This window comes from Segatella copri (assembly GCF_051861805.1).
Lineage (GTDB): Bacteria > Bacteroidota > Bacteroidia > Bacteroidales > Bacteroidaceae > Prevotella > Prevotella copri_M.
This window is the reverse complement of the sequence record NZ_CP146520.1, coordinates 719,719-732,163: the sequence shown is the minus strand read 5'-3', so window position 1 is coordinate 732,163 and position 12,445 is coordinate 719,719. Positions and strand designations below refer to the sequence as shown.

Sequence of the window (12,445 nt, the reverse complement as noted above, 5' to 3'; positions counted from 1 at the left end):
TTTCGAAACTGCTTTTTTACACATTTTCGAGATTTTCAATGTTGCAAATATACACATTTTCGAGAAAATCAAAGGATTTTTCCTGCATTTCTTTAAGTTTTTAACCTTTTAAAACATCATAAAGCCCCAATATTATACCTATTCTAAGCTTTCTCCGTTATTACCAGCACATGGCTTTCGTCACTCAGTGTGGTGGCGAAGATATAGATTTCGCCACCATCCTTCAGTTTCAATCGCTTGCGCAATTCTGCCACGGAAAGAGGGAAATTGCGGGTAGCGATGTTCGCCTTGGTGATTCCGGCAAGATGGTGCTTCAACTCCTTTTTATTAAAGGAGGATACGGCGATGATGCGGAAACTTCTGCCCGGGAAGGCGGCGATAGGCTCACGGCTCACGAAAAGATGACTGTTCTTGGAAAGCATCCTTGCATCATATCGCTCGGAAAGAACACCGAAACAGCCGGCTTTCATCAACGAGGCATTCGGCTCGTAAAGATACAGCATCTCTTCAAGGGGGGATGGGGCTATCTTCACCGAAGAAGACTCCATATCCAACTCGTCGCTGACGAAGCATTGCGCATCATTGACGCAATAAATACGGAGATTTTCGCCCATATTTCGCGCTGACAGCACTAAAAGAAGCTCCTTGCACTCATTGTTCACGGAGATGATATGAACCTCTCTTACGTGGCTTAATTCGCTTATAGCACGGTGCCAGTCGAGCATCGGAGAGAGTTTGATGATAACGTAATCTGCCTTCAAAAGCATCTCTTCTTGCAAAACGGTGACATCGGGTGTGCAATCCTTCAAGGATACCACCTTGTTGCCCGCATCGTCTCTACGGGCGGGATCTATGAAGATTAACTTTAATTCCTTTAACGAATGAAGCACTTCTATTCCATCCTCATTCTTCACGATGGCGTTCTTCAAGCCCAAGCGCTCGAAGTTCTCCTTTGCCGCCTCACAGAGATGAGCCTGACGCTCCACATACATCGAACTCAATCCCAATCGGGAAGCGATGTAAGAGAAATCTACCCCAAAGCCGCCTGTCAGGTCTACAAACTCTATTTCTTCAGAAAAATCTTCCTGACCAGTTTCGTTTTTTACTTCATTAACATTATCTTCTGATTCCGTTAATATCTGTTTCTTTTCAAAAGTGCCTTCATTTTTGGCGAATTCTGAATCAACCGCCCTTTCGCTCACAAATTCGCAAATTTTAGAAAAGTGAGAATCTGAAGCGTTTCCTGCTGCTTTTTCATTTTCTGATGAAGAAACTGGCAAGCCGAGCAGTCTCACTGCCAATTCAGCCTTATAAAGTGCAGTGGATTCTGAGGAGCATTGCTCCATCGAAATATGAGGGGGATAGATGATGCCATCAATGTTCGCCCAACGGGGCAACTTGGCACGAGCCATCTTTCGCCCGCGAATCTGGTCGAGGGCGAAAGGCATATCTACTTCCGGATTCTTGCTTCCGAGAAAAGCCAACTGGCGGACATCCTCATCCTGGTGCTGGCGAATAAAATCTTGTGTTGCCTGGTTCATCATTTCCGTAACTTCACTTTTCTGTAACTTCACTTTTCTGTAACTTCTCTTTTCTGTAACTACTATTCAATAATAAACGCAAAATTACGATATTCTGATGAGAATACAAAATAAATAAGGAAATATCTTACCCAAGATCCTGTTTTAAAGCACCACACACCGCTTTTTGCCTCACTATGGCAAAAGATTGCCCTTGCCAGGGCAATAATTTGCCATCCAAAGGCACAAATCAAAAAGAGAACGAACGAAAATCAAAAAGAACAAAGAAAAATTTAAAAGGGACGAACGAAAAAGCAGAAGCGTATAGAAAGGATTGAGTAAATAGACTACACACTACACTCTTATTCCATAACATCTTGATTATCAACAAATAAAAGGAGTGCAATACTCATCTGCACACTACACTCACACTACACACACACTTCACTCGCTAAAAATTTCAGAAGTGTAGTGTGCCCTTAAAAAGTGAAGAGTGAGTGAAGTGTCAAAGGGCACACTACACTCACTCAACTTCTTATACTTCAACCACTTACCCCCCAAAGAGTGTAGTGTGAAGTAGTTTTGGGAAAATTCTCCCGCACTCAGCAAATCTGCAAGAAAAGCAGAATGAATGCAGAAGAATATTCTGAATCCTTAATCTATGCGATGGATTAGTCAGCCAACTTAGCCTTCAAGAACTCACGGTTCAAGCGGGCGATGTTAGCAATAGACTCGTTCTTAGGACAAACAGCCTCGCAAGCACGAGTGTTTGTACAGTTACCGAATCCGAGCTCATCCATGCGTGCAATCATCTTCTTAGCACGGGTAGCAGCCTCTACACGACCCTGTGGGAGAAGTGCCAACTGGCTAACCTTTGAGCTGACGAAGAGCATGGCAGAACCATTCTTACATGCTGCAACACAAGCACCACAACCGATACATGTAGCGCAATCCATTGCCTCGTCTGCATTCTCCTTAGGAATCAGGATAGCGTTGGCATCCTGAGCCTGACCTGTACGGATGCTGGTGTAACCACCTGCCTGGATGATCTTGTCGAATGCTGAACGGTCAACCATACAGTCCTTGATGATAGGGAAACCAGCAGAACGCCAAGGCTCAACGGTGATAACGTCACCATCGTTGAAACGACGCATGTAGAGCTGACATGTTGTAGCACCACGCTCAGTCTTACCATGAGGTGTACCATTAATATAGAGAGAGCACATACCGCAGATACCCTCGCGGCAGTCGTGGTCGAAGACGAAAGGCTCCTGACCTGACTCGATGAGCTCCTCGTTCAAGATGTCGAGCATCTCGAGGAATGAGGTATCATCTGGGATGTTCTTCATCTCGTGTGTATCGAAGTGACCCTGTGCTGTAGGGCCGTCCTGCTTCCAATACTTAACTGTGAAACTTATATTTCTTGCCATTGTCTTGTTCGCTTTTTAATTCTTGTAATTTCTTGTCTGTACCTTAATTGCCTCATACTCGAGAGGTTCCTTGTTGAGCACTGGAGCAGTTGTATCGTTGCCCTGATACTCCCAGCAACCTACGTAGAAGAAGTTCTCGTCATCACGCTTAGCCTCGCCTTCCTCTGTCTGGTACTCCTCACGGAAGTGACCACCACAGCTCTCGTTGCGGTGCAATGCATCGTAAGCGATCAACTCGCCCATCAAGATGAAGTCACGCAAGTGGATAGCCTTATCCAACTCTACGTTCAAGCCTTCCTTCTTGCCAGGGATGAAGAGGTTCTTGTTGAATTCCTCGCGGAGAGCCTTCATCTTCTTCAAGCCTTCCTCAAGACCTTCCTTGGTACGACCCATACCTACGTGCTCCCAAAGGATGTGACCCAACTCCTTGTGGATAGAATCTACAGAGCGCTTGCCCTGGATACCCATCAGGCGGTCGATTTCCTTCTGAACACCTGCCTCTGCCTCTGCGAACTCTGGGAGATCGGTAGAGAGCTTTGGCCACAATGCCTGGTCGGCCAAGTAGTTCTGGATAGTGTATGGCAATACGAAGTAACCGTCAGCCAAACCCTGCATCAAAGCAGATGCACCCAAACGGTTAGCACCATGGTCAGAGAAGTTACACTCACCAATAGCGAAGAGACCTGGGATAGTGGTCATCAACTCGTAGTCAACCCAGATACCACCCATTGTATAGTGGATAGCAGGGAAGATCATCATTGGGTTGTAGTACTTCACGCCGTTAATCTCGTTAGCCAACTCACCTGGGTTAACGTCGGTAATCTCCTCATACATATCGAAGAGGTTGCCATAACGCTGAAGGATAACGTCGATACCGAGACGGTTGATAGACTCAGAGAAGTCGAGGAATACGGCAAGACCTGTGTTGTTGACACCGAAGCCCTTGTCGCAACGCTCCTTAGCTGCACGAGAAGCCACGTCACGAGGAACCAGGTTACCGAATGCTGGGTAACGGCGCTCCAAGTAGTAGTCGCGGTCTTCCTCAGGAATATCAGAACCCTTCTTTGTACCTGCCTGCAATGCCTTGGCATCCTCAATCTTCTTAGGAACCCAGATACGACCATCGTTACGGAGTGACTCTGACATCAAAGTCAACTTACTCTGGTTTGTACCGTGAACAGGGATACATGTAGGGTGAATCTGAACGTAAGATGGGTTAGCGAAGTCTGCACCCTTGCGGTAGCACTGGATAGCTGCTGTACAGTTACAACCCATAGCGTTTGTAGAAAGGAAGTAAGCGTTACCATAACCACCGGTAGCGATAACTACGGCGTTGGCAGAGAAACGCTCCAACTTACCTGTGATCAAATTCTTGGCGATGATACCACGAGCGTGACCGTCAACGATAACTACATCCTCCATCTCGTAACGGGTGAAGAGCTTTACCTTACCTGCCTCAACCATGCGGCTCAAAGAAGAGTAAGCACCGAGGAGGAGCTGCTGACCTGTCTGACCCTTAGCATAGAATGTACGAGATACCTGAGCACCACCGAAAGAACGGTTAGCCAGCATACCACCGTACTCACGAGCGAAAGGAACGCCCTGAGCTACGCACTGGTCGATGATGTCGTTGCTCACCTCAGCCAAACGGTAAACGTTAGCCTCACGAGCACGGTAGTCACCACCCTTTACTGTATCGTAGAACAGACGGTAAACAGAGTCACCATCATTCTGATAATTCTTAGCTGCATTGATACCACCCTGTGCAGCGATAGAGTGAGCACGACGTGGAGAGTCCTGGATGCAGAAGTTCAAGATGTTGAAGCCCATCTCGCCAAGAGAAGCAGCTGCAGAAGCACCTGCCAAACCTGTACCTACGACGATAACGTCGAGCTTTAACTTATTCTTTGGGTTAACCAAACGCTGGTGAGCCTTATAGTTGGTCCATTTCTCAGCTACTGGTCCTTCAGGTATTCTAGAATTTAATGTTTTTGCCATAATCTTTTTTAATACTTAAATGATTACACGAATTATGCGCAGCACAAAGATGGAGCGCAACCGAAAGCGAATGCCAATACGACAACGATGAAGAGGAGAAGCAGGATGGTAGAGTAAATCATACCAATAGTCTTCCAACGGCAGAACCAAGTCTTACCGTTCCAACCGAGAGTCTGAATAGCACTCCAGAAACCGTGAGTGAGGTGGAACCAAAGAGCTACCAACCAGATGATGTAGAGAACTACGAACACAGGGTTAGCGAAGGTGTCCTGGATGAAAGCGAAGCCGTCTGCTGGGCTGTGACCGAAGCTTGTACCCAAAAGCTCTGCAAACATCATGTTGTACCAGAAGTTGAAGAGGTGAAGCAACAAACCGAGAACGATGATGATACCAAGCACCAACATGTTCTGGCTAGCCCACTCTACCTTCTCTGGCTTTGAAGTTACCTCGTAACGCTGATTTCCGCGAGCACGACGGTTCTGTGCTGTCAGAATGAAAGCGTAAACGATGTGACAAACTGCCAAAGCTGCCAAACCTAATGTTGCAACTACGGCGTACCAGTTAGCACCCAACAACTCGCAGATTGTGTTGTAAGCTTCTCCAGAGAAAAGCGCAACCACATTCATGCAACCGTGGAATGTCAAGAATAGAATAAGTGCGATACCAGTTACTGACATCACTACCTTTCTACCAATAGATGAATTGATTAACCACATAAATGATTGAATTTAAATTATTTAACTGTTTGAAACTATTTAATATTTCCTTCATCAAGTGCCTGCGATACCTACTTTTAGGCATTCTGCAATCCTCATTTTTAGGTATATTTCCGCAAGTCAGCTGCAAAATTACTATATTTTAATGATTTATCAAAGTATTTTTGCTAAAATTTCAATTTAATTTCTTACTTTTGCCGAAAATTAGAAAAAATATAGATTAAATAGAGATTATGAACTTCAATTATGACGTAATCGTTATAGGTGGAGGACACGCCGGATGCGAGGCCGCTGCGGCCGCTGCAAACATGGGTGCCGACACCTGTCTGATAACGATGGACATGAACAAGATTGGTCAGATGAGTTGCAATCCTGCCATCGGAGGAATTGCAAAGGGACAGATTGTACGGGAGATTGACGCACTGGGCGGACAGATGGGTATCGTGACCGACAAAACCGCCATACAGTTTAGAATGCTCAACATCGGTAAGGGACCTGCCGTATGGAGCCCACGTGCCCAATGCGACCGCGGCAAGTTCATCTGGGAATGGAGATCCATCCTCGACCACACCGACCATCTCGACATCTGGCAAGACCAGGCCGACGAACTGCTCGTTGCCAACGGCGAGGCCATCGGCGTGCGCACCATCTGGGGAGCCGAGTTCTACGCCAAGAGCATCATCATCACTGCCGGCACTTTCCTGAACGGACTGATGCACGTGGGAAGAAAGATGGTGGAAGGTGGAAGATGTGCAGAACCAGCCGTGCACCACTTCACCGAGAGCATCACCCGATGGGGAATCACATCGGCAAGAATGAAAACGGGAACACCGGTGCGCATCGACAAGCGAAGCGTTCACTTCGAAGACATGGAGGAGCAGCCGGGCGACATCGACTTCCATCAGTTCTCATACATGGGCAACCATCGTGTGCTGAAGCAACTTCCTTGCTGGACTTGCTACACCAATAATAAAGTACACGAGATTCTGAAAAGCGGGCTCGACGATTCACCTTTATATAATGGTCAGATCCAGAGCACCGGTCCCCGCTACTGCCCGAGCATAGAAACCAAGCTCGTCACCTTCCCCGACAAGCAGCAGCATCCGCTCTTCCTGGAGCCGGAAGGCGAAGATACGAACGAGATGTACCTGAACGGATTTTCTTCGAGCATGCCGATGGACATCCAGCTGAAGGCACTGCACGAAATCCCGGCTCTGAGAGATGCGAAGATCTACCGACCAGGTTACGCCATCGAGTACGATTACTTCGACCCTACCCAACTGAAGCATACGCTGGAGTCGAAAATCATCAAGGGTCTCTTCTTTGCCGGACAGGTGAACGGAACCACCGGTTACGAGGAGGCAGGCGGTCAGGGCACCGTTGCCGGAATCAACGCCGCCCTCCACTGCACGGGCGACAAGACTTTCGAGATGAAACGAGACGAGAGCTACATCGGCGTGCTCATCGATGACCTCACCACAAAGGGCGTGGATGAACCTTACCGAATGTTCACCTCAAGAGCCGAGTATCGCATCCTGCTGAGACAAGACGATGCTGATGCCCGACTCACCGAGAAGGCATACGAGCTGGGCATTGCCAAGCGCGACCGTTACGACTGGTGGTTGGAGAAGAAGGAAGCCATCGAAAGAATCATCGACTTCTGCGCCAACTATCCTATCAAGAAGGAAGAGATCAATCCGAAGCTCGAAGCGCTCGGCACCACTCCGCTGCGTGCCGGCTGCAAGCTCATCGACCTCGTAGCCCGTCCGCATCTGAACCTTCAGAACCTCTCGGAGATTATCCCCGACCTGAAGGCAGCGATGGAAGCACCGGCAAACCGCAAGGAAGAGATTGCAGAGGCGGCGGAAATCAATATGAAGTACAAGGGTTACATCGACCGCGAGCGACTCATCGCCGACAAGATGCACCGTCTGGAGAACATCAGAATCAAGGGAAGATTCAAGTACTCGGAGATTCACGAAATCTCTACCGAGGGACGCCAAAAGCTCGAACGCATCGACCCTGAAACTCTGGCCCAGGCAAGCCGCATTCCGGGCGTTTCGCCAAGCGACATCAACGTGATGCTCGTGCTGATGGGAAGATAAGCCGGAAACATCGGCTGTTTCACCGCAAAAGAGTGCGAAACAAAGGATATCGCAGAATGTTTCACGTGAAACCCACAAAACATAAAACATTTGATATTAAAGAACTTAGATTCTTTTGCATCAAGTAAATTGTGGCTAAAGTAAAACTTCAGCATTTTCGTGGAACAAAAGCGAAGAAAGAAGAAATATAGTATTAATTTTATAGTAAATAAGTAATGAACAATCAGCTATTATTAGACAATCTGCGTTGCATTCCAGATTGGCCTATCAAGGGTGTAAACTTCCGTGACGTGAGTACCCTTTTCAAGAATCCTGCATCTCTCAAGGAGATCTGCGACGAGATGTATGAGATCTACAAAGACAAGGGAATTACCAAGATTGTAGGCATCGAATCTCGCGGTTTTGTAATGTCTTCGGCACTCGCCATTCGCCTCGGAGCAGGCGTAGTTTTGTGCCGCAAGCCAGGTAAGCTGCCATGCAAAACCGTGCAGGCTAGCTACGCCAAAGAGTATGGCATCGACACCATCGAAATCCACGAAGATGCCATCAACGAGAACGACGTAATCCTCCTCCACGACGACCTTCTCGCCACCGGCGGAACCATGAAGGCTGCATGCGATCTGGTGAAAAAATTCCACCCGAAGAAGGTGTATGCCAACTTCATTATCGAGCTCGTAAACGAGAATTTCGAAGGTAGAAAAATCTTCGATGACGACGTAGAAGTATCAACTTTATTGCAGTTGTAATCCCATTTAGCGTTGCAGTTTCACGTGAAACCGCAACGCTATTTTACCCTATTTTTAACCCATAACAAGATGACGAAACAAGAAAATGAGGAGCGATTGGCAAGGCTGAAAAACATAGTTTTGAGCATGCCGGAGAAGCCAGGAAGCTATCAATACTACGACGAAAACCATACGATTATATACGTGGGAAAGGCGAAAAACCTGAAGAGAAGAGTGTCTTCTTACTTCCATAAAGAGGTGGATAGATACAAGACAAAGGTGCTTGTTTCTAAAATTTTCGACATCTCTTATACCGTTGTAAACACCGAGGAAGATGCCCTTTTGCTAGAAAACAGCCTCATAAAAAAGTATAATCCAAGGTATAATGTTTTGCTGAAAGACGGCAAAACCTACCCTTCTATATGCGTTACGAACGAGTATTTTCCCCGCATTTTCAAGACCCGAAACATCAATAAAAAGGTGGGAACTTTCTTCGGTCCTTACCCTCATGTGGGCAGCATGTATGCCGTTCTGGAGGTCATCAAGAAGCTGTATAAACCCCGCACTTGCCGGTTTCCTATCACCAAAGAAGGCGTGGCGGAAGGCAAATACAAGCCCTGTCTGGAGTACCATATTCACAACTGTGGTGCCCCTTGTATCAACAAGCAGAGCTACGAGGAGTACCAGGAAAACATGCGCCAGGCACGTGAAATTCTGAAGGGAAACACCCGCGAAGTGAGCAAATATCTCTATGATTTGATGATGAAAAATGCCGAACTTCTGCGCTTCGAAATAGCCGAAGAATACAAGAAGAAGTACCAGTTGCTGGACGAATTTGAGGCAAAAAGCGAGGTGGTAAGCCATACTATTACCGATGTAGATGTCTTCACCATCGTGAATGATGACGCCATGAAGAATGCTTTCATCAACTATATTCACGTAAAAAACGGCACTATCAACCAGAGCTTCACCTACGAGTATAAGCGCAAGCTGGAGGAGAGCGACGAGGAACTTCTGATTACCGCCATACCGGAAATCAGAGAGCGTTTCCACTCTACTTCGAAAGAGATTATCGTGCCTTTCGAGATGGAATGGAAACTGAAAGATGCCATCTTCTTCGTGCCTCAGAGGGGCGACAAAAAGCACCTTCTGGAGCTCTCGGAAATGAACTGCAAGCAGTATAAATTCGACCGTCTGAAGCAGGCAGAAAAGCTCAATCCGGAGCAGAAACAAACCCGATTGATGAAGGAATTGCAGACGAAACTGAAGCTTCCAAAGATGCCTTACCAGATAGAATGCTTTGATAATTCCAACATATCGGGTACCGATGCCGTAGCTGGTTGTATAGTATATAAAGGTATGAAACCATCAAGAAAGGACTATAGAAAATACAACATCAAGACGGTGGAAGGACCTGATGACTATGCTTCGATGCAGGAGGTGGTAAGACGCCGATACAGTCGCATGATAGAGGAAGAAACTGCCCTGCCAGACCTTATCATCACCGATGGTGGAAAGGGCCAGATGGAGGTGGTAAGAGAGGTGATAGAAGACGAACTGCACCTGGAAATCCCTATCGCAGGCCTTGCCAAGGACGACCGCCATCGCACCAACGAACTCCTCTACGGTTTTCCGCCACAAACCATCGCTCTACCGCCGGAGAGCGAGCTTTTCAAGGTATTGACGCAGATACAGGACGAAGTACACAGATACGCCATCACCTTCCATCGTGACAAGCGCAGCAAGCATGCCCTGCATTCGGAATTAGACGATATCAAAGGCATCGGACCAAAGGCAAAAGAGGCGCTCCTGAGCAAGTTTAAGAGCGTGAAAAAGATAAAAGAAGCATCGCTGGAACAGCTTGCCGAGGTATTAGGCCCTCATAAAGCCGAAATTCTTGCGAAATATTTCGCCGAAAAAGGCGAGAATATGAAATAAAAGTCGTATATTTGCAGTTGAAACTATAAGATAATAATATAATAAACAATATAATAAAGGATTGAACAGAACCCTGAATTCTGCAAAATGCTATTCATAAAGTTCAATGTTCAACATTCAAAGTTCAAAGTAGTAATATGAGAATAGTAATACAGCGTGTCGGCCATGCCTCTGTAACCATTGAAGGAGAAGTGAAATCTGCCATCAAGCAGGGCTATCTGATTCTTCTCGGAGTTGAGGAAAGCGACACTTCAGAAGACGTAGATTGGTTGGTAAGAAAGGTTATCGGCCTTCGTGTTTTCGACGACGAGAATCACGTAATGAACCGCTCCATTATGGATGTAAATGGCGAGATTCTGGTAATCAGCCAGTTCACCCTATTTGCCAGCTACAAGAAGGGAAACCGTCCTAGCTGGCTCAGAGCAGCCAAGCACGAAATCAGCGTTCCGCTCTATGAAGAGTTCTGCAAGAAGCTATCCGATGCACTCGGAAAGCCTGTAGGAACAGGCGAATTTGGTGCCGATATGAAGGTAGAATTGCTGAATGACGGTCCGGTTACCATCATGATGGATACCCATAATAAGGAATAAGAATATAAGAATATGACAATAAAAGAAGCACAGGAAGCAGTAGATAAGTGGATCAAGGAATATGGCGTGCGCTATTTCAGCGAACTTACCAATATGGCTTGTCTCACGGAAGAAGTAGGAGAACTGGCTCGTGTCATCGCCCGAACATACGGCGACCAGAGCTTCAAGAAGGGCGAAAAGCCTAACCTAGGAGAGGAAATGGCTGACGTTCTCTGGGTTCTCATCTGTCTGGCTAACCAAACGGGTATCGATCTTACCGAAGAGCTCCAGAAAAGCATCGACAAGAAGACCCAAAGGGATGCTGAAAGACATAAGAACAACCCGAAATTGAAGGAATAAAACGCCGAAATAATGGAAATAAAACACCGAAATTGAGGAAGTTAAATACCCGAAATTGAGGGAATCATATAAATAACTAAACTTTAATAATTAAAAAAGTAACATTAAGTATGAGCAGTATTAAAGAACAGGTTCTTGCACAGCAGGGACAGTATAGCGAGTCGGACGACAAGTATTTATCTGTATTGAAACAGTATAATTGCGACCTCAACGACGAGGAAATCGCAGCAGAAGTGAAGAAGATTCTCGATGAGAAGGTAGCAGAGAATGAGACTATGGAGGTGAAGAAGTTCCTCTTCGGTAGCATCGAACTTACATCTCTTCATACAGAGGATACAGAGGAAAGCATCCTGAAGATGATTGAAAAGGTAAACCAGTTTGCCCACGATTATCCTGAGCTTCCTCATGTAGCAACCGTATGCACCTACCCTAACTTCGCTGGTCTTATCAGTCAGAGTCTGGAGGTTGATGGCGTAGAAATCGCCGTTGTAAGCGGTAATTTCCCATCTTCTCAGACATTTATCGAGGTAAAGATTGCCGAGACAGCCATGGCTATCAAGGATGGCGCAACAGAGGTTGATATCGTAATGCCTGTAGGCAAGTTCTTCAGCGAGGATTACGAGGGTCTCTGCGACGATATCCAGGAGTTGAAGGAAACCTGCGGCGAGCACAAGATGAAGTGTATCCTGGAAACAGGCGACTTGAAGAACTGCAGCAACATCATGAAGGCTTCTGTTCTTGCCATGTATGCAGGTTCTGATTACATCAAGACTTCTACAGGTAAGGAGAAGGTTTCAGCTACTCGAGAGGCTGCTTACGTGATGTGCCAGGCCATCAAGGCTTACTACGAGAAGACTGGTATTCAGATTGGTTTCAAGCCTGCCGGCGGCATCAATACCGTTCACGACGCAGTGGTTTACTACACCATCGTGAAGGAAGTTTTGGGCGAAAAGTGGCTGACCAACCAGTGGTTGCGCCTCGGCACATCCCGCCTTACCAACCTCCTCTTGAGCGAAATCCTGGGTAAGGAAATCAAGTATTTCTAAAAGGAATAAGTTATAATCAATAGGATACAGAAGCAAAA

At 46.6% G+C, this 12,445-nt stretch carries 10 protein-coding genes; 6 read left to right on the top strand and 4 right to left on the bottom strand.

Annotated features, from left to right (window positions below; all coding sequences use genetic code 11):
- Positions 1–143: 143 nt before the first annotated feature.
- The 4 genes from V8Z93_RS02745 to V8Z93_RS02730 all read right to left on the bottom strand — a co-directional run bounded on the left by V8Z93_RS02745 (position 144) and on the right by V8Z93_RS02730 (position 5,664).
- Positions 144–1,574 carry a class I SAM-dependent methyltransferase gene (locus V8Z93_RS02745; protein ID WP_439432325.1) on the bottom strand — a complete coding sequence of 477 codons (1,431 nt, stop codon included), beginning with the start codon at positions 1,572–1,574 and terminating at the stop codon, positions 144–146.
- 617 nt (positions 1,575–2,191) lie between these two features.
- Positions 2,192–2,950: a succinate dehydrogenase/fumarate reductase iron-sulfur subunit gene (locus V8Z93_RS02740; RefSeq protein ID WP_089543082.1), complete on the bottom strand. Its 759-nt coding sequence runs from the start codon at positions 2,948–2,950 to the stop codon at positions 2,192–2,194.
- A gap of 15 nt (positions 2,951–2,965) precedes the next feature.
- The gene (locus V8Z93_RS02735) at positions 2,966–4,948 is read right to left on the bottom strand and encodes a fumarate reductase/succinate dehydrogenase flavoprotein subunit (protein WP_117663575.1); all 1,983 of its coding nucleotides are present in this window, start codon (positions 4,946–4,948) and stop codon (positions 2,966–2,968) included.
- A 32-nt stretch (positions 4,949–4,980) separates the two neighbouring features.
- The gene (locus V8Z93_RS02730; RefSeq protein WP_203040376.1) at positions 4,981–5,664 is read right to left on the bottom strand and encodes a succinate dehydrogenase/fumarate reductase cytochrome b subunit; all 684 of its coding nucleotides are present in this window, start codon (positions 5,662–5,664) and stop codon (positions 4,981–4,983) included.
- Positions 5,665–5,897: 233 nt separating this feature from the next.
- On the opposite strand from V8Z93_RS02730, the gene mnmG reads away from it, so the two are divergent.
- From mnmG to deoC, 6 genes are all read left to right on the top strand, one after another.
- Positions 5,898–7,769, top strand: a complete 1,872-nt coding sequence (mnmG, locus tag V8Z93_RS02725) for a tRNA uridine-5-carboxymethylaminomethyl(34) synthesis enzyme MnmG (protein WP_439432324.1) — start codon at positions 5,898–5,900, stop codon at positions 7,767–7,769.
- 215 nt (positions 7,770–7,984) lie between these two features.
- Entirely contained in the window at positions 7,985–8,515 is a 531-nt protein-coding gene (locus tag V8Z93_RS02720) for an adenine phosphoribosyltransferase (protein WP_203051766.1), read from the top strand.
- Positions 8,516–8,584: 69 nt separating this feature from the next.
- Positions 8,585–10,432: an excinuclease ABC subunit UvrC gene (gene uvrC, locus V8Z93_RS02715; protein WP_439432323.1), complete on the top strand. Its 1,848-nt coding sequence runs from the start codon at positions 8,585–8,587 to the stop codon at positions 10,430–10,432.
- Positions 10,433–10,569: 137 nt separating this feature from the next.
- Complete coding sequence (gene dtd / locus V8Z93_RS02710) at positions 10,570–11,022, top strand: D-aminoacyl-tRNA deacylase (RefSeq protein WP_203040372.1); 453 nt, start codon at positions 10,570–10,572, stop codon at positions 11,020–11,022.
- A gap of 12 nt (positions 11,023–11,034) precedes the next feature.
- Positions 11,035–11,361, top strand: a complete 327-nt coding sequence (locus V8Z93_RS02705) for a nucleotide pyrophosphohydrolase (protein WP_203040370.1) — start codon at positions 11,035–11,037, stop codon at positions 11,359–11,361.
- Positions 11,362–11,471: 110 nt separating this feature from the next.
- Positions 11,472–12,407, top strand: coding sequence for a deoxyribose-phosphate aldolase (deoC, locus tag V8Z93_RS02700; RefSeq protein ID WP_439432322.1), 936 nt, complete (start codon positions 11,472–11,474; stop codon positions 12,405–12,407).
- The last annotated feature ends 38 nt before the right edge of the window (positions 12,408–12,445 follow it).